The sequence below is a fragment of the Streptomyces lydicus genome (genome assembly GCF_000717345.1).
In the GTDB taxonomy this organism is placed as follows: Bacteria; Actinomycetota; Actinomycetes; order Streptomycetales; family Streptomycetaceae; genus Streptomyces; species Streptomyces lydicus.
In genome coordinates, this window is record NZ_JNZA01000015.1 from 134649 (window position 1) to 156116 (window position 21468).

18 protein-coding genes are annotated in these 21468 nt (G+C 74.3%); 11 read left to right on the plus strand and 7 right to left on the minus strand.

Annotated features, from left to right (window positions below; all coding sequences use genetic code 11):
* Nucleotides 1-4: 4 nt before the first annotated feature.
* The 3 genes from OO62_RS16920 to OO62_RS16930 form a co-directional block, all read right to left on the minus strand.
* The gene (locus OO62_RS16920) at nucleotides 5-880 is read right to left on the minus strand and encodes a class I SAM-dependent methyltransferase (RefSeq protein ID WP_078617210.1); all 876 of its coding nucleotides are present in this window, start codon (nucleotides 878-880) and stop codon (nucleotides 5-7) included.
* Between the two features lie 321 nt (nucleotides 881-1201).
* Entirely contained in the window at nucleotides 1202-2083 is an 882-nt protein-coding gene (locus tag OO62_RS16925) for a serine hydrolase (protein WP_033268246.1), read from the minus strand.
* 131 nt (nucleotides 2084-2214) lie between these two features.
* The gene (locus OO62_RS16930; RefSeq protein ID WP_033268247.1) at nucleotides 2215-3093 is read right to left on the minus strand and encodes a PucR family transcriptional regulator; all 879 of its coding nucleotides are present in this window, start codon (nucleotides 3091-3093) and stop codon (nucleotides 2215-2217) included.
* Between the two features lie 361 nt (nucleotides 3094-3454).
* Between OO62_RS16930 and OO62_RS16935 the strand changes: the two genes are divergently transcribed.
* From OO62_RS16935 to OO62_RS16955, 5 genes are all read left to right on the plus strand, one after another.
* Nucleotides 3455-4288 (plus strand): M55 family metallopeptidase, encoded by an 834-nt coding sequence (locus tag OO62_RS16935; protein ID WP_033268334.1) that lies wholly within the window; start codon nucleotides 3455-3457, stop codon nucleotides 4286-4288.
* Nucleotides 4281-5645: a M20/M25/M40 family metallo-hydrolase gene (locus tag OO62_RS16940; RefSeq protein WP_051733303.1), complete on the plus strand. Its 1365-nt coding sequence runs from the start codon at nucleotides 4281-4283 to the stop codon at nucleotides 5643-5645. The genes OO62_RS16935 and OO62_RS16940 overlap by 8 nt, the downstream gene beginning before the upstream one ends.
* A 46-nt stretch (nucleotides 5646-5691) precedes the next feature.
* Nucleotides 5692-7722: a S9 family peptidase gene (locus OO62_RS16945; RefSeq protein WP_033268248.1), complete on the plus strand. Its 2031-nt coding sequence runs from the start codon at nucleotides 5692-5694 to the stop codon at nucleotides 7720-7722.
* Nucleotides 7719-8660: a S66 peptidase family protein gene (locus OO62_RS16950; protein ID WP_033268249.1), complete on the plus strand. Its 942-nt coding sequence runs from the start codon at nucleotides 7719-7721 to the stop codon at nucleotides 8658-8660. Before OO62_RS16945 ends, OO62_RS16950 begins: the two co-directional genes overlap by 4 nt.
* Nucleotides 8661-8837: 177 nt before the next feature.
* Nucleotides 8838-10658 (plus strand): CocE/NonD family hydrolase, encoded by a 1821-nt coding sequence (locus OO62_RS16955; protein ID WP_228332572.1) that lies wholly within the window; start codon nucleotides 8838-8840, stop codon nucleotides 10656-10658.
* 115 nt (nucleotides 10659-10773) lie between these two features.
* On the opposite strand, the gene OO62_RS16960 is transcribed toward OO62_RS16955, so the two are convergent.
* The 3 genes from OO62_RS16960 to OO62_RS16970 form a co-directional block, all read right to left on the minus strand.
* Nucleotides 10774-10968: a ferredoxin gene (locus tag OO62_RS16960; RefSeq protein WP_033268250.1), complete on the minus strand. Its 195-nt coding sequence runs from the start codon at nucleotides 10966-10968 to the stop codon at nucleotides 10774-10776.
* A 35-nt stretch (nucleotides 10969-11003) separates the two neighbouring features.
* A complete protein-coding gene (locus OO62_RS16965; protein WP_033268251.1) occupies nucleotides 11004-12191 on the minus strand; it encodes a cytochrome P450 in 1188 nt (395 codons plus the stop codon).
* 148 nt (nucleotides 12192-12339) lie between these two features.
* A complete protein-coding gene (locus OO62_RS16970) occupies nucleotides 12340-12987 on the minus strand; it encodes a TetR/AcrR family transcriptional regulator (protein WP_033268252.1) in 648 nt (215 codons plus the stop codon).
* A gap of 45 nt (nucleotides 12988-13032) precedes the next feature.
* Between OO62_RS16970 and OO62_RS16975 the strand changes: the two genes are divergently transcribed.
* The 5 genes from OO62_RS16975 to OO62_RS16995 all read left to right on the plus strand — a co-directional run bounded on the left by OO62_RS16975 (nucleotide 13033) and on the right by OO62_RS16995 (nucleotide 19247).
* Nucleotides 13033-13929, plus strand: a complete 897-nt coding sequence (locus tag OO62_RS16975) for a DUF2867 domain-containing protein (RefSeq protein ID WP_033268253.1) — start codon at nucleotides 13033-13035, stop codon at nucleotides 13927-13929.
* Nucleotides 13926-15428 (plus strand): CoA transferase, encoded by a 1503-nt coding sequence (locus OO62_RS16980; RefSeq protein ID WP_266105150.1) that lies wholly within the window; start codon nucleotides 13926-13928, stop codon nucleotides 15426-15428. Before OO62_RS16975 ends, OO62_RS16980 begins: the two co-directional genes overlap by 4 nt.
* Nucleotides 15429-15477: 49 nt before the next feature.
* Nucleotides 15478-16029 (plus strand): GNAT family N-acetyltransferase, encoded by a 552-nt coding sequence (locus tag OO62_RS16985; RefSeq protein ID WP_033268255.1) that lies wholly within the window; start codon nucleotides 15478-15480, stop codon nucleotides 16027-16029.
* 173 nt (nucleotides 16030-16202) lie between these two features.
* Entirely contained in the window at nucleotides 16203-17111 is a 909-nt protein-coding gene (locus tag OO62_RS16990; protein WP_033268256.1) for an arginase family protein, read from the plus strand.
* A gap of 108 nt (nucleotides 17112-17219) precedes the next feature.
* Entirely contained in the window at nucleotides 17220-19247 is a 2028-nt protein-coding gene (locus OO62_RS16995; RefSeq protein ID WP_033268257.1) for a DUF5107 domain-containing protein, read from the plus strand.
* A 137-nt stretch (nucleotides 19248-19384) separates the two neighbouring features.
* Here OO62_RS16995 and OO62_RS17000 read toward each other — a convergent pair whose 3' ends face one another.
* Complete coding sequence (locus tag OO62_RS17000) at nucleotides 19385-20725, minus strand: aldehyde dehydrogenase family protein (protein WP_033268258.1); 1341 nt, start codon at nucleotides 20723-20725, stop codon at nucleotides 19385-19387.
* A 64-nt stretch (nucleotides 20726-20789) separates the two neighbouring features.
* Between OO62_RS17000 and OO62_RS17005 the strand changes: the two genes are divergently transcribed.
* On the plus strand, nucleotides 20790-21446 hold the full coding sequence (locus OO62_RS17005; RefSeq protein WP_033268259.1) for a TetR/AcrR family transcriptional regulator: 657 nt from the start codon (nucleotides 20790-20792) through the stop codon (nucleotides 21444-21446).
* Nucleotides 21447-21468: the final 22 nt, after the last annotated feature.

Genomic DNA, 21468 nt, shown 5'->3' on the forward strand with positions numbered 1-21468 from the left:
GCGGTCAGTGATGCGGGTCCGGAGCGGATCGCCGAGCGGGTGGCGGAGTTTCTCCGGGGCGTGGACCGGGCCCGAAGCGAAGCCGGGTGATGAGCGGGCGGTCGCCGCGGAGCAGCGGCAGGGTCCCGGCGCGCGGCGCGAGATAGCCGACCAGGCCACGGCCGGCCGGCAGGGGCACGTCGGCCACCTCCGTGATGGCCGGATGGGCGGTGCGCAGCAGGTCCCGCTCGTGCGCGTCCATGCCCCAGGACATCGCGGGCAGACGGTGGCCGCCCGGCCCCTTCGCCCCGGCACGGGTGCGGGCGCTGAAGCGCCGGGAGACGGTGTCGAACACCATCGTGCCGCCGGGGAACGCCCCGGCGCAGGCGGCGAGCAGCCGGATGGCCTGGGCCCGTTGCAGGTACATCAGCAGGCCCTGCGCGGTCACCAGGACACCGCGGGAGGCATCGATGTCCGCCATCCACGCGGTGGCGCGGACGTCGCAGGCGATGAGTCGCTGCCGCGGCCCGTGCGGCAGGACGCGCTCGCGCAGCACCAGCGGGCCGGCCAGATCGACGCCGACCCACCGGACGCGACCGTTGTCCACCCGCCAGAACTGGGTCTCCAGTCCTTCGCCGAGCGCGATCACCGTGCCGTCCGGGTGGGTGGCGAGGAAGTCACGCACCACCCGGTCGAAGCCGAGGGCGCGCAGGGCGATGGCCTGCGCCACCCAGGGGCGGACGGCGCCCAGCCGCTCCCGGAAGGGGAAGTCCAGCTCGGCGACGAGCCGTACGGCGCGAGGGTCGGGCAGCACCGTGTCGGGGCGAGCGGCTTCGGCGGCCCGGTGATGGAGCGTCCACAACGCCGTCTCGGGAACCCCCGTGAGGTCTGCCTGCGTCATTGGGCGTTGATATCGCCGTTCGGTGGCCCGCGGGGGCGATCGGGCGGCGGGTCACCCGGGCGAGTGCATAGTTGTACCGCGCGGGGGAGTTCAGGCAGCGGCGGCTGCCTGCGCGGGTGATCGGCCCCCGGGACGAGAAGCACGGCGCGCCCGCCACCCGGCGGATCGCGGTCTTCGTCGCCAACGACGCCTCGGAGCAGCCCGGTTGCGGGCCGGCGGCTGTCCGGGCGTGAACTGCTGCCGCTGCTACGGGAGTTCGCCCGTGTTCAGGTGCAGGGGCGGAGCTGCCCCGCGCGGAGGTGGGCCGGTGCCGGGCGGCGGTCAGCCCTGAAGGTCGCGGTGGACGACGCGGGCGGCACTCTCGACGGTGGCCACGCCGTCGCCCATGGTGCGGCTTCCGGTGGAGAGCACGGCCATCCCGTAGTCGTGACCGTTGTCGGTGAAGGTGCCGACGCTGTGCACCCGCCAGCCGCCGGCCGTGCGCGGCAGCCAGCCGTTCTTGACGTGCACGCTCGCCGAGGCCGGCGCACCGGCGGGTACGCCCCAGCGCTGGTCGGGGGCGACCCGGTGCATCAGGTCGAGCGCGTAGCCGCGGGAGGCCGGGGTGAGCACGGTGTTGTCCGTGGTGAGCAGCTGCATCAGCGTGAGCTGGTCGGCGGCGGTGATCTGGGTGAGACCCCAGGACCCGCCCTGGCCGGGAACGGTGTCCCGCATCCCGGCCAGGGCCAGGAAGTGCCGGACCGCCGCGGGCCCGAGCCGGTGCCACAGCGCGTCGGTCGAGGCGTTGTCCGACTTGGTGATCATGGCGGTGGTCAGCCGGACCTCCTGCGGGGTCAGCGCGCGGTGCGCCTCCTGGGCCTGCCGCAGCAGCGCCCCGAGCACGGTGACCTTGACCACGCTCGCCGAGTCGAAGCGGGAGCCGGCCCGGAACTCGCAGTGCGTCCCGGTGTGCCGGTCGTAGACGGCCAGCGCCGAGGCGCCCTTGCGGCCGTCGAGGGCGTCGGCGATGTCGTGGGACAGCGTCGGGGCCAGCCCGGGCTTCTTCGAGGTGCACACGACCTTGCTGCCGTCGAGCCGGGCGTCGGCGGTGACGGCCGCGGCAGAGGCGGAGGAGGCCGAGGTGAGCACCGTGAGCAGCGATCCGGCGGCCGCCGCCGCGGCCAGCCCGCGGCGCGTCCAGGTCGAGGTGCGGGTTCCGTGCATGAGGCTGGACGATACGTGGCGCACGAGCGGGCACCCCGGGCGAGCGGGGTGAATTGTCCATATTTGCGACGTGGGGTGGCGTGTGACATTCGCCAAACCGGACAGATCGGGGCGGGCTTCCCGGGGGCCTCCTAGGGGCGGGGCACGGGGCGGCGCTGGCGGGGGACCCGGCGGCGGGCCGCGGCTGCCCGGCGGTGGTGCGCGCCCGCGATCAGCCGCCGGCAGCGCAGCGCCATCTCGATCTCGAAGCGGGTCCGCGGATCGCGGAGCCGGGCGCCGAACAGCTTCTCCAGCTGGCGCATCCGGTAGCGCACCGTCTGCGGATGGATGCTGAGCGCCTTGGCCACCTCGGGCGCCCCCATGCCGCCCAGCCACGCCAGCAGCGTGGCCTCCAGTCGCTCGCACCGCTCCGCCGACAGTCCCGCGAGCGGGCTCAGCCGGCGGGCGATCAGGGTGCGGGTCAGCGATTCGTCCTCCAGGAGGATCAGTGAGGAGAGGTGGTCGTCGACGAACATCACGCCGGCGTCGGGGCCGTCGTGCGCGGAGGCCAGGTCCAGCAGCCGGGACGCCGAGCGTACGGAGGCCGCGGCGTCCTGCGCCGGCACGGCGTGACCGACCGCGGCCGCGCGGTGGCGCAGCACGCCCTTGAGCCGGGCCCGGCCGTCCGGGCCGTCGGCGAGTGCGCCGGGGATCAGCAGGCCGGGAGCCTCGCCGGGGCCGCTGACGAGGCAGTCGCCCAGCGCGGACGCGACGAGGTGGAGGTCGGTGCCGCTGCGCAGCATGACCGCCCGCACGGTCTCGGGCAGCGGCCGGCCGCCGCGCAGTACCTCCGCGATCAGCCGGGTGACCTGGGGGTGGGCGCCGTGCTCCAGTAGTTCCCGGAAGCGCGGATTGCGTTCGCAAAGAGTCTGTGTGATCAGTTCGGTGAGCCTGGACAGCTGCTCTTCATCGGTGTCGGCCCGCATGTCGTCGGGCTGTGCTAACCGAACGCCGTTGAGTGCGTTGCTCATATTTCTGCCTCTGTCTCATCATGTGGGAGGCCGGTCCGGCATGTTCTACCTCACCGGGCAAGTGCCGTCGGCAGCTGACAGAAGTCCGTCGGTACTCGATCGGAATTCTGGCGGAAGTCCTTCCGCTTTGCGACAGAAACTGTGTGGGATCGTGCGCCACACGAGCATTCGGGGACTCCGGAGCCCTGCTGTGAGTGGTGTTGCGGCCAACAGTGCGGCCCTGAAAGGGGCTGGACGGGGTGTCACTCGCGGGCGCCTGGTTAGGGTGGACAAGTCCCACCCGGCGCCCTCGAAACCGTTGTGAACGAGTGATGTCAGGACTCGTGCGTACCGCCTCCTAGCTGCGATAGGACTGGTGAATGTGAAGATCCTCATCTCCGCCGATATGGAAGGCGCGACCGGCGTGACCTGGCCCGCCGACGTGCTTCCCGGTACGCCGCAGTGGGAGCGCTGCCGCCATATGTTCACGTCCGACGTGAATGCGGCGATTGTCGGATTCTTCGACGGTGGCGCCGATGAGGTCCTGGTCAACGAGGCGCACTGGTCCATGCGCAATCTGCTGCTGGAACAGCTCGACGAGCGGGCGCAGATGCTCACCGGCAAGCACAAGTCGCTGAGCATGGTCGAGGGCGTCCAGCACGGCGACGTCGACGGCATCGCCTTCGTCGGCTACCACACCGGGGCCGGTACCGAGGGCGTCCTCGCGCACACCTACCTCGCCAACTCGCTCACCGGCGTCTGGGTCGACGGCACCCGGGCGAGCGAGGGCTACCTCAACTCCCTTGTGGTCGCCGAGTACGGCGTGCCCGTCGTGCTGGTCACCGGCGACGACCGCACCTGCCAGGACGCCCTGGGCTACGCCCCGCAGGCCCCCGGGGTGGCGGTCAAGGACTATGTGTCGCGCTACGCCGCGGTCTGCCGGCCACCGGCCCGCACGGCCGCCGACATCCGGGCCGCCGCCCGCAAGGGCGCGGCGCTCGCGGTACGTCATGAACCCGCCCGGCGCGGCCCGTTCCGCTTCGAGTTGGAGTTCGACGCCGAGCATCTGGTGGGCGCGGCGACCTGCGTGCCCGGCGTGGAGCGCAGCGGGGAACGCCGCGTGGCGTATACCAGTCAGAACATGTACGAAGCCATCCGGTGCTTCAAGACGGTGACCACCGTCGTCTCGTCGGCCGTGGAGGAACAATATGGCTGAGGTCGCAAGGACCGCGGACCCCGTCGCCGGGCAGGCGGCCGGGGTGGACCGGCAGGCGCTGGACGAGGTGGTGCGCTTCACCTCCGACCTGATCCGGATCGACACCAGCAACGCCGGCGACGGCGCCTGCCGTGAGCGCCCGGCCGCCGAGTACGTCGCCGAGCGGCTGGCCGACGCGGGCATCGAACCGACGCTGCTGGAGCGCAGCAAGGGACGCACCAACGTCGTCGCCCGGATCGCCGGCACCGACCCCGCGGCGGATGCGCTGCTGGTCCACGGCCATCTGGACGTGGTGCCCGCCGAGCCCGCCGACTGGAGCGTGCACCCCTTCTCGGGGGAGGTCCGCGACGGCGTGGTCTGGGGCCGGGGCGCCATCGACATGAAGAACATGGACGCGATGGTGCTCGCCGCAGTACGGCAGTGGGCGCGCACCGGCGTACGGCCGCGGCGGGACATCGTGCTGGCCTTCACCGCCGACGAGGAGGCCAGCGCCGAGGACGGCTCGGGCTTCCTGGCCGACCACCACGCCAACCTCTTCGAGGGCTGCACCGAAGGCATCAGCGAGTCCGGCGCCTTCACCTTCCACGCCGGTGGCGGCATGCAGCTCTACCCGATCGCGGCCGGCGAGCGCGGCACGGCCTGGCTGAAGCTGACCGCCCGCGGCCGGGCCGGGCACGGATCGAAGGTCAACCGCGACAACGCCGTCAGCCGGATCGCGGCCGCCGTCGCCCGGATCGGCGAGCACGAGTGGCCGGTCCGGCTCACCCCGACCGTGCGAGCCGCCCTGCGCGAACTCGCCGCGCTGCACGCCATCGAGGTGGACGTCGAGGCACCGGACTGCGACGTCGACGCGCTGCTGGGCAAGCTCGGCCCGTCCGCCAAGCTGGTCGAGCCGACCGTCCGCAACAGCGCCAACCCGACGATGCTGACGGCCGGTTACAAGGTCAATGTGATCCCGGGGTCGGCCGTCGCCTATGTGGACGGCCGGGTGGTCCCCGGCGGCGAGGCGGAGTTCCGTACGACCATGGACGAACTCACCGGGCCCGAGGTCAGCTGGGACTACCACCACGGCGAGGTCGCCCTGGAGGCCCCGGTCGACTCCCCGACCTACGCCGCGATGCGGGCGTCGATCGAACGCTTCGACCCGGACGGCCACGTCGTGCCGTACTGCATGTCCGGCGGCACGGACGCCAAGCAGTTCTCCCGGCTGGGCATCACCGGCTACGGCTTCTCGCCGCTGAAGCTGCCCGAGGGCTTCGACTACCAGGCGCTCTTCCACGGCGTGGACGAGTGCGTACCGGTCGAGGGGCTGCACTTCGGGGTCCGGGTGCTCGATCACTTCCTGCGCGCGGCCTGACCCCGCGCCGCGCACTGCCCGACCGGTGGACGAGAGGAATCGCACCATGGTCACCACCGCTCCCTACGGCACCTGGCCGTCACCGGTAGACGCCGGCACGGTCGCGGCGCACGACGGCCGGCCGGCCTTCGTCGGCATGGTCGGCGACGAGGTGTGGTGGACCGAGCCGCGGCCCGCCGAGGGCGGCCGGCGGGCCCTGGTCCGCCGCCGGCCCGACGGCCGGTGCGCGTCGGTGCTGCCCGCGCCCTGGAACGTCCGCAGCCGGGTGCTGGAGTACGGCGGCCAGCCCTGGGCCGGCACGGTCACCGCACGCGGCCCGCTCGTCGTCTTCAGCGACTTCACCGACCAGCGGCTCTACGCCTACGAACCCGACAGCGGCGCCGCGCCGCGCCCGCTCACCCCGCTCTCCGGCACCGGCGGCGGACTGCGCTGGGCCGACCCGGTGCTGTGCCCGGAGCGCGGCGAGGTGTGGTGCGTCCTGGAGGAGTTCACCGGCGACCGGCCGACCGAGGTGCGCCGGGTGATCGCGGCCGTGCCGCTCGACGGCTCGGCAGCCGAACGACGTTCCTCCGTACGGGAGTTGAGCGACGACCGGCACCGCTTCGTCACCGGCCCGCGCCGCTCACCCGACGGGCGGCGGGTCGCCTGGCTCGCCTGGGACCACCCGCACATGCCCTGGGACGGCACCCTGGTGATGCTGGCCCAGGTCACCGCCGAGGGCGCGTTCAAGGACGTCCGGCCGGTCGCCGGGGCCCTCGGCGGCTCCGGTACGCCGGGCACCGGCGGGAGCGGCGAATCCGTCCCGCAGGTCGAGTGGGCCCCGGACGGCTCGCTGCTGTGCGCCTCGGACCTCGGCGGCTGGTGGGAGCTGCAGCGCCTGGACCTCGACGCGGCCGGCGACGGCGGCCCGGTGCGCCACGCCCTGTGCCCCGGCCGTGAGGAGGAGTTCGCCGGCCCGCTGTGGAACCTCGGACAGCGCTGGTTCCTGCCGCTGGAGAACGGCACCCTCGCCGTCATCCACGGCCGCGGCGCCACCGCCCTCGGCATCCTCGACCCGGTCGCCGGGGACCTCGTCGACGCGGCGGGCCCGTGGACGGAGTGGGCGCCCACCCTCGCCGCGCACGGCAGCCGGGTCATCGGCATCGCCGCCGGCCCGCACAGCGCGTACGAGATCGTCGAGCTGGACACCTGCACCGGCCGCGCCCGGGTGATCGCCCGCCGGCACGTCGACGTCGTCGACCCCGCCTACTACTCCCGGCCCCGGAGCCGTACCTTCAGCGGCCCCGACGGGAGGGAGGTCCACGCCCACATCCATCCGCCGCACCACCCCGACCACACCGCCCCCGAGGGCGAGTTGCCGCCCTTCGTGGTGTGGGCGCACGGCGGCCCCACCAGCCACGCCCCCATGGTGCTCGACCTGGAGATCGCCTACTTCACCTCCCGCGGCATCGGCGTCGCCGAGGTCAACTACGGCGGCTCGACGGGCTACGGCCGCGCCTACCGCGAGCGGCTGCGCGGGCAGTGGGGCGTGGTGGACGTCGAGGACTGCGCCGCCGTCGCCCGGGCACTCGCCGACGAGGGCACCGCCGACCCCGCCCGCCTGGCCCTCCGCGGCGGCAGCGCCGGCGGCTGGACCACGGCCGCCTCACTGACCGCCACCGACCTCTACGCCTGCGGCACCATCAGCTACCCGGTCCTGGACCTGGCCGGCTGGGCCACCGGTGAGACCCATGACTTCGAATCGCAGTACCTGGAGTCGCTGATCGGCCCGCTCGCCGACGTCCCCGACCGCTACCGCGAGCGCTCGCCGCTGCACCGCGCCGACCGGATCACCGCCCCGTTCCTGCTGCTCCAGGGCCTGGACGACGTGATCTGCCCGCCCGCCCAGTGCGAACGCTTCCTCGCCGCGGTGGCCGGGCGCGGCATCCCGCACGCCTATCTGACGTTCCCGGGCGAGGGGCACGGCTTCCGCCGTGCGGACACCATCGTCCGGGCGATCGAGGCCGAACTCTCCCTCTACGCCCAGACCTTCGGCTTCCGCCGCGACGACGTGCCCGCACTGGAGCTGGACCGATGACGGGCGCGACGACCGACGGGCTGCGCCGGCCGCCGCGGCTGCGGGCCGGCGACCGGGTCGTGGTGCTCGCGCCCAGCGGCCCGATCCTGCCGGAGCGGCTGGACCGCGGCCTGGACGTGCTGCGCGGCTGGGACCTCGACCCGGTCCCCGCACCGCACGTCGGGGACGTCCACCCCGTCCTGGGACATCTCGCGGGCAGCGACGCGGACCGGGCCCGCGACTTCCAGGACGCCTGGTGCGACCCGTCCGTCAAGGCGGTCTTCGCGGCGCGCGGCGGCTACGGCGCCCAGCGGATGGTCGACCTGCTGGACTGGGACGCCATCAGGGCCGCGGACCCCAAACCGCTGATCGGCTTCAGCGACGTGACCGTGCTGCACGAGGCGTTCGCGGTCCGCGCCGGGGTGTCCACCCTGCACGGGCCGGCCGTCGCGGGCGAGGTCTTCCTCAAGGACGACGCCACCCGCGAGCAGCTGCGCCGCATGCTCTTCGTGCCGGAGACCGTCCGTACGCTCGTCTCCCCGTCGTCCCGGCCGCTGGTGCCCGGCCGCGCCCGCGGGATCACCGCCGGCGGCTGTCTGGCCATGCTCGCCAGCGAGCTGGGCACGCCGCGGGCCCGGCCCGGCGCGGCGGGCGCCCTGCTGCTCCTGGAGGACGTCGGGGAGCCGCCGTACCGCATCGACCGGGCGCTGACCCAGCTGCTGCGCGCCGGCTGGCTGGACGGCGTCGCCGGGATCCTGCTCGGCTCCTGGGCGCAGTGCGGTCCCTACGAGCGGGTGCGGGAGGTGCTGGTGGACCGGCTGGGCGGTCTCGGCGTGCCGGTGGCCGAGGAGTTCGGCTTCGGGCACGGCGCCTCCGCGCTGACCGTTCCGCTGGGCGTCGCCGCCGAGCTGGACGCCACGGCGGGCACCCTCCGCTGCGCCGTCCCGGCGCTCACCTGACCCCGGCGGACCGCGGCCGCACGGTACGTCCCAACTCCGCCCCGCCCAGGGGACGGTGGTGAACGGACGTCCTAACAGAGACGCGTGCCGGGAGCGTTGACACGTCCGTTACTCGTGTCACAACATGAGCGCGCCGTTACCGACTGGCTGGTACGACGTGTCCTTGTGGAGGTCCTGGTGCCCAGCGAGTCCCGAGCCGTGTCCCGCCCCGTACTCCGCACGTCCCTCGCCCTGCTGGCCGCCGGCGCCCTCGCCGCGCCCCTCCTTCAGAGTGCCCCCGCGGCCGCGGCCGCCGACCCGTACAAGGTCAGCGCCCTGAAGGTCACCGTCCGCGCGGGGGAGCGCACCTGCTCCCTGGACGCGGACGTCTACCGCCCGGCCGGCGTCGATGCCGCGCACCCGGCGCCCGCCGTGCTCACCACCAACGGCTTCGGCGGCAGCAAGGCCGACGGTTCCACCGATGCCATCGCCAAGTCCTTCGCCGCCCGCGGCTATGTGGCGCTGGCCTGGTCCGGCCTCGGCTTCGGCAAGACCGGGTGCCCGATCTCGCTCGACGACCCGCGGATCGACGGCCGGGCGGCGAGCGGACTGCTCGACCTGCTGGCCGGCACCCGTACGGCCGACAACGGCACCCGCATCGACTACGTCGTCACGGACGGCGCGGGCGATCCGCGGGCCGGGATGATCGGCGGCTCCTACGGCGGCGCGATCCAGCTGGCCACCGCGGCGGTCGACCACCGCGTCGACGCCCTGGTCCCGCTCATCACCTGGAACGACCTCTCCTACTCCCTCGACCCGGACAACGCCGGCCGGACGCACGGGGTGAGCGGGCCGCTGCCCGGTGCGTACAAGTGGCAGTGGACCGACGGGTTCTTCCTGCTCGGCGAGGCGCAGGGGCTGCTGCACCCGAATCTGGACCGGTCGCGGACCGGCGGCGCGGGCTGTCTGCACTTCGTCGCGCGGGCCTGCGAGACCAAGCGGCTGCTGGATTCGGGCCGCTATCCGGCCGAGAAGACCAAGGCGATGCTCGACTACGCGCGCAGCGTCTCCCCGGTCTCCTACCTGAAGTCGGTCAAGGCGCCGACGCTGCTGGTCCAGGGCCAGGCCGACACCCTCTTCAACCTCAACGAGGCGACCGCCACCTACCGCGCCCTCACCGCTCAGGGCACCCCGGCCCGGATGATCTGGCAGTCGTGGGGCCACAGCGGGGGCATGAAGCACCCCGCGAAGGGCGAACTCGACCTGGCGAAGGGCAACTTGACGGACAGCTACGTCGGGCGGCGGATCCTCTCCTGGTTCGACCGGTATCTGCGCCACCGCACGGCGGCCGGCACCGGCCCGGCGTTCGCGTACTACCGGGACTGGGTGACCGGCGGGTCCGCCTACGGGACCGCGTCCGCCGTCCCGGCGGCGAACCTGCGGCTCTACCTCTCCGGCGACGGCAAGCTCGTCGGCGCGCGCGGCAAAGTGGCGCGCGGCAGCCGTACGTACCGCAATCTGCGGGTCGCCACCAGCCACTCGGAGAGCTCGCTGTCGGGCCTGCTCGGCCTCAAGGACCCCGAGCCGTTCGACGCCAGGGGCACCTTCCTGGACTGGACGTCCGCACCGGTGACCGGCCGGCCGGTGGACGTGGTGGGCGCGCCCAGGGTGACGCTGAAGGTGGTCTCGCCGCGGACGGAGCAGGTGCAGAACTCCTCGGACGCGGCCGACAAGCTGGTGCTCTTCGCCAAGCTCTACGATGTCGCGCCGGACGGCAGGAAGACGCTGGTGCACCGGTTGGTGGCCCCGGCCCGGGTGCCCGATGTGACCCGGCGGTTCACCGTGGAACTGCCGGGCATCGTGCACCGCTACGGGCCGGGGCACCGACTGCGCCTGGTCCTCGCCGCGAGCGACGACGCCTATGCGGGCAATCGCGGCGTGAAGCCGGTGACGGTCACCAGCGCGCCCGGGGACACCGGGGTCCTCGAACTGCCCGTCACGCAAGGGGTGTTGCGGTAGCGGATGGGGTGGATGCCGTAGGGATGACGTCAGGGGCGGTGGGTGTCGGGTGCGCCGCGGGGGCCGGGGCCGGCTCTCCGCGCGCAGCGGCCGCACCGGCCGCGAAGGGGGTGGCTCAGTCGTCCGTGACCGTGATGGCCTGCACGGGGCAGGCGCGGGCGGCCTCCCGCACCAGCGGGTCGCCCGCGCCGTCCTCGCGGCCGGGCTGCAGGGCGCCGAAACCGTCGTCGTCCTGGGTGAACACCCCCGGAGCGGTCAGGGCGCACTGGCCGGCGCCGATACAGACGTTGCTGTCGATGGTGATCCGCATTCCGGACCCCTTTCGGTCGTCCGCCGACCTGGCCGCTACCAGGCCAGCGGCAGTTCGATCATTCCTTGCAGAGTGTCTCCCGGCTTGAACGGAATCTCGGCAGCCGGCACGGCGAGTCGCAGATCCGGGATCCGGGCGAACAGGGAGCGCAGGGCGATCTCCATCTCGGCCCGGGCGAGGTTCTGGCCCAGACACTGGTGGATGCCGAAACCGAACGCGACGTGGTGGCGGGCGGAGCGGCTGAGGTCGAGCCGGTCCGGCGACGGATAGGCCGTGTCGTCCCGGTTGATCAGGGAGGTGGGGAACAGCACCCCGTCGTCGGCGCGGATCACCGTCCCGCCGATCTCGATGTCCTCCTTCGCCACCCGCAGCATGCCGTCGGCGATCGACAGGAACCGCAGCAGCTCCTCGACGGCGGCCGGCATCAGGCTCTCCTCGGCCGTCAACCGGGCCAGCTCATCGGGGTGTTCGAGGAGGGTGAAGGTGCCGAGCGAGATCATGTTGGCGGTGGTCTCGTGGCCGGCCACCAGCAGGATCATGGCGAGCCGGACCAGTTCCTCGTGCTCCAGGGAGCCGGCCCGCAGCCGGTCCGCGATCAGCTCGTCGAGCAGTCCGTCGCCCGGGTTCTTCTCCTTGTGCGCGATCAGCCCGGTGAAGTACTCCTCCAGCGCGATCCGGGCGTCCTCCGCCTCCTCGGCCGTCTGCCCGCGCAGCAGGTGCCGGGACTCCTCCTCGAAGAACTCGTGGTCCGCGTACGGGACGCCGAGCAGCGAGCAGATCACCATGGACGGGACCGGCAGCGCGAAGGCGGAGACCAGCTCGGCGGGCGGGCCCTGCGCCAGCATCCGGTCGAGCAGTTCGTCCACGATCCGCTGGATCTCCGGCCGCAGGGCGGCCACCCGCTTGGTGCTGAAGCTGGGGATCAGCATCCGGCGCTGGGTGTTGTGCTCCGGGTCGTCCACCCCGATCAGCGGGGTGCGCACCCGGCGGAGCGCCGCGAAGCGCTCGACCGGTATCGGGAAGGCCGGGTTCTGCCGGTCGGCGGACAGCCGCTGGTCGCTCAGCAGCGTCCGGGCCTCGGCGTGGCCGGTCACCGCCCATACCTTGCGGCCGTCGTAGAACGTGACATGGGTCAGCGGCCCGGCCTCGCGCAGCGGCCGGTAGCCGGCCGGCGGGTGATACGGACAGCTGCGGTCCTGGAAGTAGGGGATTGCTTCGGCCACGAAATCCTCCCGTGCCCGAGGGGTTGGAGTGGACTCGAACCCGCTCGTGGGTGAGATGTCAACGCTGAAGCGCGCCGTATGGGCCGCGCTGATCTCCACTTCATGCCGGGGGCACCGAGATCGTCTACGCGCAGTTCGGCCAACTTGGTTAATTTCCGGACGAGTTCGGCTCTTTCTCCTTCTTCGGGGATCGGGCCGGGCGCACCAGCGTGTCGATCACCCCGTCGAGATAGCGCTCATGCGCGGCGCCGGCCGGCAGGCTCTGCGGGACCGCGTGCCCCAGCTGGGTGTGGCCCAGGTAGGCGGTGTACGCGAGCAGGGCGCGGCGCCGTGCCTCGTCCTCGGTGAACCCCACCTCGGCGAACAGTGAGGCGAGATAGGCGAGCCGCCGCTCGGTGACCCGGGTGAGCGCCGCGGCGACCCGCGGCTGCCCCGCGGTGGCGAGCAGGGAGACCTCCAGGGGGTCTTCCGCGGCCCCGTCCATGGCCCGCCGCAGCAGCCGGCGCAGCCGCCCGGCGGGGTCGGGTTCGGCCTCGAGCTCGGTGATGACGGCCTCCGTGCCGACCTCCTCCCAGCGCTCCAGCGCCGCCTCGATCAGCGCGTCCCGATTGGCGAAGTGCCAGTAGAAACTGCCCTTCGTTGCGCCCAGCCGGGCGGCCAGCGGCTCCACCGCCACCGCCGCGAGGCCGCCCTCCCCGATGGCTGTGAGGGCCGCGTCGGCCCAGTCCCGGGCGGTCAGCCGCTGCCGTGCCGCGCCGCCGCCCGCTTCCCTCGCCCGCTGTCGTGCCATGTCCATACGCTACCGTACGGTCAAACATACGCAACCGTATGGAGGCGCTCCGTGCGTACCGTCAGAGACGTCCATGCCCGCACCGTCGCCGCCCCGGCCGAGGCCGTCGGCGCCCTGCTCGACCGGCTCGGCGGCGACCGGGACCCGCTCTTCCCGACGCCCGTCTGGCCGGCCATGCGCTTCGACCGCCCGCTGGGCGTCGGCGCCGACGGCGGACACGGCCCCGTCCGCTACCGCGTCGACGCCTACGAGCCGGGCCGCCGTATCCGCTTCGCCTTCACCGGCGGCCAGGACGGCTGGCATGAGATCACCGTGCACCCGCTGACGCCCGCCAGCTGCCGGGTGGAACACGTACTGCGCAGCCAACTCCCCTTCGCCCGCCGCCTGTTGTGGTCGCTGGTGATCCGTGCCGTGCACGGCACGGTCGTCGAGGAACTCTTCGACAACCTCGAACGGGCCGCGACCGGCCGTGCCCCGGCCACCCCGGCCCGCCGTCCGGCCCGCGTCCGGCTGCTCCACCGGCTGCGCTGGGAACGCCCCCGCGCCGTCGAACTCCCCGCCGCCGCCCGGCTGGCTCACCGGGCCTTCCCGCGCACCGACTTCCGGGACGCCTGGCAGATGAGGCTGCTGCCGGGGATGCCACGCGAACCGGAAGCCTGGGAGGGGGTGCTGCTGGGCGCGTCCTTCCCGGTCGTCGGTCGGGCCGGCGGTGAGATCCTGCTCGGCGAGGACGCCCGCCACCTGGACTTCCGCGCCTCGATCCTCGTCGCGGACGGCACGGTCACGCTCGGCACCGTCGTCCGCCTCCACAACACCGCCGGCCGGCTCTACTTCGCCCTGGTACGCCACGTCCACCCCGTCATGGCCCGGCTGATGCTGCGCCGCTTCCACCGACGGCTGGCGCTCGCCGCACCGAGCGCGGCGGAACGGGAAGCGGCGCGGGCCTGAACCCGGCGCCGTGCCACACTGCGGGCATGGGGCAACGGGGCAGCGGTGGGCGGGACGGTACGGAGCAGGCGTGGCGGGCGCTCGGCGGCGACCCGGCGCTGACCGGACGGATCTCCTACGGCGGGCCGCCCGGCCTGCTGCCGGCCCGGCTCCCCGTCATGCCGCTGGCCCGGGCGACGGTCGCGGTCTGCGCGCTGGCCGCGGCCGAACTGGCCGCCCGCCGGGACGGCGGCCCGGTCCCCGCCGTACGGGTCGAGGACGGCGCGGTCGCCACCGCCTTCCTCAGTGAGCGCCGGCTGCGGATCGACGGCCGCACCCCCGACACGTTCGCGCCGCTCTCCCGGTTCTGGCGCACCGCCGACGGCTGGGTGCGCACCCACGCCAACTACCCGCACCACCGCGCCCGGTTGCTGCGCGCCCTGGACCTGCCCGCGACCGCAGGTGTGCCGGAGGTCGGGACCGTGCTGGCCGGCCGCCGGGCCGAGGAGATCGAGGAGACCGTCCACGCGGCGGGCGGCCTCGCCGTGGCGGCCCGCAGCCCCGAGGAGTGGGCGGCGCACCCCCAGGGCGTGGCGGTCGCGGCCCACCCGCTGCTCACCCTCGAAGCCCTCGACGGCCCGGGCACCCCGGGCGCCGGCACACCGCCGCGCCCGCTGCCGCCGACGGCCGGCGGTGCGACGCTGCCGGCCGCCGGGCTCCGGGTCCTCGACCTCACCCGCGTCATCGCCGGCCCGGTCGCCACCCGCACGCTCGCGCTGCTCGGCGCGGACGTGCTGCGGATCGACGCGCCCCAGCTGCCGGAGAGTCAGGACGCCCACAGCGACACCGGTTTCGGCAAGCGTTCCACCGCGCTGGACCTCGGCTCGCGGGCCGGCCGGGCCGCCTTCGAGGAACTGCTGGCCGGCGCCGACGTCGTGGTGAGCGGCTACCGCCCGGGCGCGCTGGACCGCTTCGGCCTCACCCCCGAGGCGCTGGCCGCGCGCCGCCCCGGACTGGTCGTGGCCCGGCTGTCCGCCTGGGGCGACGACGGACCGTGGGCCGGGCGCCGCGGCTTCGACAGTCTGGTGCAGGTGGCCACCGGCATCGCCGCCGTCGAGGCGGGCCCCGGCGCCGACGCCGAGGACGCGCACCGGAGCAGCGGCGGAGCGACGCGCGGCGGCACCCCCGGCGCCCTGCCCGCCCAGGCGCTGGACCACGGCACCGGCTACCTCCTGGCCGCCGCGGTACTGCGCGCACTGACCGAACGGACCCGCACCGGCGGCTCCTTCCTCGCCACGCTCGCGCTCGCCCGCACCGCCCGGTGGCTGACCCACGGCCTCGCCCCGGCGGACCCGGCCGACGGCGACGCCGGCTACGACCCCGCGCCCCACCTGGGGGAGACCGACAGCCCGCTCGGCCGGCTGCGCCACGCCCTGCCGCCCGTCACCTTCGACGGTTCCCCGGCCACCTGGGCGTCCCCGCCGGGCCACCTGTCGGCCGACGCGCCGGTGTGGCGGTAGCCGCCCACCGGCTGGCGGGCCCCCACCGTCGCTCCGTACGCTCTTGCGAATGACGACCAGCGACCGCTACCTGGCACGGGGCCCACGGGTCGGTATCCGGCCCTTCACCGCCGCCGACCGGGAAGAGTTCACCACCGCCGCGCGGGAGAGCACCGCACTGCACCACCCCTGGCTCTTCCCGCCGGCCACCGGCGACGCCTACGACAGCTACCTGGACCGGCTCCGGGAACCCACCCGCGAAGGGTTCCTGATCTGCGAACTCCCCGGCGGCCGGATCGCCGGCTACCTCACCGTCAACAACATCGTGCACGGCGCCTTCCGCTGCGGCGCGATCGGCTACGGCGCCTTCGCGCACGCGGCGGGCCGCGGCCTGATGAGCGAGGGCCTGCGCCTCGTGCTGCGGTACGCGTTCACGGAGCTGGGTCTGCACCGTCTGGAGGTCAACATCCAGCCGACCAACGAACAGTCGATCGCCCTGGTCAAGCGGGCCGGCTTCCGCCTGGAGGGCTTCTCCCCGGACTTCCTCTTCATCGACGGCGCCTGGCGCGACCACGAGCGCTGGGCGATCACCAGCGAAATGACCGAGGAGGGGACGGCCTGATCCCGTGCCGCGTGCGGGCGTCGTCCTCCGCCGTGCCGTCCCGGCTCGCCAACCAGCAGGATCCGGCGGGTCGCTGACGGCCCTTCCGGCCGGTCCCGACGCCGTGGCGAGCCGGCCCGGCGGATCTTCCCGAGTCCCCGTTCCTCCCGGGTGACCTGTGTGAGGATCTCCGTATGCGTCGCACGGTCCTCATTGATGCTCCCTCCAACCTGGGGCTCCGGCCGCCCGCGCCCGGATGCGTCCCCGGCTGCTACAAGCTCGCCGGGGCACTGCGCGAGCAGGGCCTGCTGCGCCGGCTCGGCGCGCTGGAGGGCGGGGTGGTGGTGCCGCCGCGCTACGACCTGGGGGAGTGGCGGGAGGGGGAGGACGGGGACTTCAACGCCGCCGCCCTCGCCGGCTACACCCGCAAGCTGGCCGGCCGCGTCGAGCGGCACGTACGCGACGGCGACTTCCCCGTGGTGCTCGGCGGGGACTGCAGCATCCTGCTCGGTGCCGTACTCGGACTGCGGAGGCTGGGCCGCTACGGCGTGGCCTATGTGGACGGGCACGGCGACTTCCGGCACCCGGGGAACGTCGCCGTGTCGGGTCCGCTGGGGGCCGCCGCCGGCGAGGGCGTCGCGCAGATCACCGGGCGCGGACAGGCGGACCTCACCGACCTCGACGGACTGCGGCCGTACGTCCGCGACGCGGACGTGTGCGTGCTGGGGATCCGCGACGCGGACGAGGACCAGGAGGAGATGGCCGGGCTCGGCATCCGCCACACCCCGGTCGGCGCGATCCGGCGGCGCGGCCCGGACGCGGTGGCCCGCGACACGCTGAAGCACCTCCAGAGCCCCCCGCTCGACGGTTTCTGGATCCACCTCGACGCGGACGTCCTCGACCCCTCCGTCATGCCGGCCGTCGACAGTCCCGACCCCGGCGGGCTGCTGACCGGTGAACTGCGCGCACTGCTCGCCCCGTTGGCGGCCTCGCCGCGCTGTGCAGGCGTCAACGTCACGATCTACGATCCGGACCGCGACCCGTCGGGGGACGGTGCCGCCCTGCTCGCCGGCCTCCTTGAGGACGTCTTTGCGCAACCCTGACCGCACCTGGCCGCGAACGGCCCTGTTCAGACCGGCGGGCACGGGGTTCCATGGTCAACAGGAGGCCGCCGCAGCCGGGGTGGCCCGGTCCAGCATTGCGAGGCAGCCGTGGCCACGAGTGTGCGACGCACCACCCTGACCCTTCCCGCCGCCCCCCTCGGCCCGGACAACCCGCTCCCCGCCCTCCTCGGCGGCCACGACCTGCACCGCGTCGACGTACCCGAGGACGCCGGGCTGCCCGCCGACATGGCCCGGCAGCTCGGCTACCAGCCGCTGCGCTCGATCCTGCCGACCCGGATGCGCGACGGCTACGGCCGGGACCGCCGCAGCACCGACCTCGACGCGCTGGTCGTCGAGAACGACCGGTTGCGCGCCACCGTCCTGCCCGGCCTCGGCGGCCGCGTGCACTCCCTGCACCACAAGCCGACCGGCCGCGAACTGCTCTACCGCAACCCGGTCCTCCAGCCCGCCGCCTTCGCGCTCAACGGCGCCTGGTTCTCCGGCGGCATCGAGTGGAACATCGGCGCCACCGGCCACACCACCCTCTCCTGCGCCCCGCTGCACGCCGCCCGGGTGCCCGCCCCGGACGGCGGGGAGATGCTGCGGCTGTGGGAGTGGGAGCGGCTGCGCGACCTGCCCTTCCAGGTCGACCTGTGGCTGCCCGACGGCTCCGACTTCCTCTACGTGGGCGTACGGATCCGCAACCCGCACCACCACACCGCCCCGGTCTACTGGTGGTCCAACATCGCGGTCCCCGAGGCGGAGGGCAGCCGCGTCCTGGCGCCCGCCGAGGAAGCCTGGCACTTCGGCTACGAACGGACCCTGCGGCGCGTCCCGGTCCCGGAGTGCGACGGCGCGGACCGGACCTACCCGCTGCGCAGCGAGTTCCCCGCCGACTACTTCTACGACCTGCCCGACGGCGCCCGCCGCTGGATCACCTCGCTCGACGCCGAAGGCCACGGCCTGGTGCAGACCTCCACCGACACGCTGCGCGGCCGCAAGCTCTTCCTGTGGGGCGCCGGCCGGGCCGGGCGGCGCTGGCAGCGCTGGCTCACCGAGCCGGGCACCGGCGGCTACGCCGAGATCCAGGCCGGGCTGGCCCGCACCCAGCTGGAGCATCTGCCGCTCGACGGCGGCGCCGAGTTCAGCTGGCTGGAGGCGTACGGCCCGCTGGCGGCGGACCCGGCGACCGTGCACGGCACGGAATGGGCGGCGGCCCGCGGCGAGGTCGCGGACCGGCTGGAGGCGGCCCTGCCGCGGGCGGACGTCGACGCCGCCTACGCCGCCTGGCTGCCGTACGCCGACCGGGAACCCAAGGAGTCGCTGGCCACCGGCTCCGGCTGGGGCGCGCTGGAGGTCGCCCGGGCGGGCCTGGACCTGCCCGGCACGCCCTTCGCCGCGGCCACCCTCGGGCCCGAGCAGGAACCCTGGCTGACGCTGCTGCGGACCGGGACCCTGCCCGCCGAGGACCCGCTGCCCGGCGCGGCGTTGACGGCGCCGGCCTGGCGCGAACTGCTGGAGTCCGCGCCGTCCGGCCCGGCCACCGACTACCACCTGGGCCTCGCCCAGTGGCAGGCCGGGGACCGGGCCCAGGCCGTCCGCAGCTGGGAGCGCGCGCTCGCCCACGGCGCCGGCGCGCTGCCGCTGTACTGCCTGGCCGTCGCCGAGTCCGCGGCGGGCGAGCCGGCCCGGGCCGCCGACCGGTACGCGGAGGCCGCTGCCGCCGCGGCCCGCGCGGCCGCGGCGGGCGGCCCGCACGCCCGCGTCCGGCACGCGGTGCGCACCGCGCTCGCCCGGGAGGCCGTCCCCGCACTGCTCGCGGCCGGCCGGACCGAGGCCGCCGACGCGCTGCTGGCCGGCCTGCCGCGGACCGAACTGGACCGCGGGTGCTTCCGGTTGCTGACCGCCCGGGTCCGGCTCGCCCAGGGCCGGCCGGCCGCCGCCCGGGAGATCTTCGACGCCGGCTTCGAGATCGCCGACCTGCGGGAGGGCGACGAGACCCTCGGCGACACCTGGTACGCCATCGCCGAGCGGCTGCTCGCGGACGGCGGCCCGGTCACCGACACCGTCCGCACCCGCGCCCGCACCGAACACCCGCTCCCCGAGCGGTACGAGTACCGGATGCGGCCGGCGTAGCCCGCCGCGGGCCGCCGCGACTGTCGGCGGGTGGTTGCGCTTGCGTACCGCCCGCGCGCCCGGTGACCGGGGTGCCCCCTGGGGCGCCCCTACGCCCGCGTTCGCCCTCGCGTACGGGCGGCGGTGCCGGGTGGGTGTCATCCCAGTGGCTTGTCCAGTACCGCCTTGGTGTGGCTGAAGGTGTCGAGCGAGTACTCGCCGTGGTAGCGGCCCATGCCGCTCTCGCCGACCCCGCCGAACGGCAGGTCGGGGGCGGTGAGATGGGCGACCGGCAGCCCGAAGGTGAGCGCGCCGGAGGACGTCTCGGTCAGGAGGCGGTGCTTGGTGTGGTCGGACTCGGTGAAGGCGTACAGCGCCAGCGGCTTGTCGCGGTCGTTGATGAAGGCGATCGCCGCGTCCAGGTCCGGCACCGGCACGATCGGCAGCACCGGGCCGAAGATCTCCTCCCGCATCACCGGGGAGTCGGGGGAGACGTCGGCGAGCACGGTGGGTGCGAGGTAGCGGTCGGCGCGGTGGTGGGTGCCGCCGAGGACGGTGCGGCCGCTGTCGAGGAGGGCGGTCAGCCGGTCGAAGTGCCGTTCGTTGACGATCCGTCCGTACTCCGGGGCGGTCGCCGGATCGTCGCCGTACGCCTCGCGGACGGCCTCGGCGAGGTGCGGTTCGACGGCCCGGGCGGTCTCGCCGATCGCGAGGACGTAGTCGGGCGCGACGCAGGTCTGGCCGGCGTTGAGGAACTTGCCGGCGACCAGCCGCCGGGCGGCGGCCGCCAGGTCCGTGCCCCGGTCGAGGACCACGGGGCTCTTGCCGCCGAGCTCCAGGGTGACCGGCGTCAGATGCCGCGCGGCGGCCGCCATCACGATCCGGCCGACGGTGCCGTTGCCGGTGTAGAAGATGTGGTCGAAGCGCTCGGCGAGCAGTGCGGTGGTCTCCGGGACCGCGCCCTCGACGACGGCCACCGCCTCGGGGTCCAGATGGCGGGGCAGCAGCCGGGCGAGCGCGGCCGAGGTCGCGGGGGCGAGTTCGCTGGGCTTGACGACGGCGCAGTTGCCCGCGGCGAGGGCGCCGACGAGCGGGGCGAGGGCCAGCTGGAGCGGGTAGTTCCAGGGGGCGATCACCAAAACGGTGCCGAGCGGTTCGCGGACCACCCGGGCCGTCGCCGGGAGCAGCCGTTCGGGAAGTTCGGCGGGGCGCGGCGCCAGCCAGTCGTCGAGCCGGTCGAGGGTGTGCTCGATCTCGTTGAGGGTGAAGCCGATTTCGGTGCGGTAGCCCTCCTCGGGGCCCTTGCCGAGGTCGGCGGCGAGCGCGTCGAGGAACTCGTCGCGGTGCTCGGTGAGCAGGGTGCGCAGGGCTTCGAGCTGGCCGCGACGCCAGTCCGGGGAGGCGGTGCGGCGGGTGGCGAAGGTGCGGCGGAGGCGGCCGACCAGGGCGGCGGCGTCCAGCTCGGTGGTGGGGGCGGTGACGGGGGTGTGCGATGCCATGCCGCCGAGGCTACATGAAACGAAAACTTTTCGTTTCGTAATGGGTGACCGGTAGACTCCGGGGGTGGCCGAACGTACCGACAGCAATCAGACCGCCCCCGCCGGGCGGCAGCCGGCCCGGGGCCGCCCGCGCGACGCCGGACGCGACCGGGCCCTGCTGGAGGCCACCGTCCAGGTCCTCCAGGAGAGCGGCTACGGCGGGCTGACCACCGCGGCGGTCGCCAAACGGGCGGGGGTCTCCACCGCGACCCTCTACCGCCGCTGGCGCTCCAAGGAAGACCTGGTCGTGGGCACCGCCGTCCGCTGGGCGAGCGACCTCGGCCCGCAGCCGGACACCGGCAGCCTCGAAGGCGACCTGGCCGTGCTGCTGCGCGACAAGGCCGGCACGCTCCAGGGCCCCGGCGGCCGGCTGCTGCACGTCCTCATCGGCGAAGCCGCGCACAACGAGGCGCTGGCCCGGGTGCTGGACACCGCGATCATCCAGCCGGTCCGCGACCGGGCCGCCACGGTGGTGCGCCGCGCGGTCGACCGCGGCGACATCCCGCCGCTCAAGGACTCCCACGTGCTCGCCGACCTGGTCGTCGGCTCGATGGTCAGCAGGCTCTTCCTGACCCCCGACGCGGCGCACGCGGGCACGACCGACGACTCCTCCTCCGGCGACGCGGCGGTCCGCGAACTGCTGCCGTTCCTGTTGCGCGCGCTGGGAGCGCAGCCCTGCTGACCGGGCCGGGCCCGGGCGGCGT

Excerpts from the sequence above, each read along its gene's own strand:
- OO62_RS16920 (WP_078617210.1), bottom strand. The coding sequence starts at position 880 with ATGACGCAGGCAGACCTCACGGGGGTTCCCGAGACGGCGTTGTGGACG.
- OO62_RS16925 (WP_033268246.1), bottom strand. The coding sequence starts at position 2,083 with ATGCACGGAACCCGCACCTCGACCTGGACGCGCCGCGGGCTGGCCGCG.
- OO62_RS16930 (WP_033268247.1), bottom strand. The coding sequence starts at position 3,093 with ATGAGCAACGCACTCAACGGCGTTCGGTTAGCACAGCCCGACGACATG.
- OO62_RS16940 (WP_051733303.1), top strand. The coding sequence starts at position 4,281 with ATGGCTGAGGTCGCAAGGACCGCGGACCCCGTCGCCGGGCAGGCGGCC.
- OO62_RS16945 (WP_033268248.1), top strand. The coding sequence starts at position 5,692 with ATGGTCACCACCGCTCCCTACGGCACCTGGCCGTCACCGGTAGACGCC.
- OO62_RS16950 (WP_033268249.1), top strand. The coding sequence starts at position 7,719 with ATGACGGGCGCGACGACCGACGGGCTGCGCCGGCCGCCGCGGCTGCGG.
- OO62_RS16960 (WP_033268250.1), bottom strand. The coding sequence starts at position 10,968 with ATGCGGATCACCATCGACAGCAACGTCTGTATCGGCGCCGGCCAGTGC.
- OO62_RS16970 (WP_033268252.1), bottom strand. The coding sequence starts at position 12,987 with ATGGACATGGCACGACAGCGGGCGAGGGAAGCGGGCGGCGGCGCGGCA.
- OO62_RS16985 (WP_033268255.1), top strand. The coding sequence starts at position 15,478 with ATGACGACCAGCGACCGCTACCTGGCACGGGGCCCACGGGTCGGTATC.
- OO62_RS16990 (WP_033268256.1), top strand. The coding sequence starts at position 16,203 with ATGCGTCGCACGGTCCTCATTGATGCTCCCTCCAACCTGGGGCTCCGG.
- OO62_RS17000 (WP_033268258.1), bottom strand. The coding sequence starts at position 20,725 with ATGGCATCGCACACCCCCGTCACCGCCCCCACCACCGAGCTGGACGCC.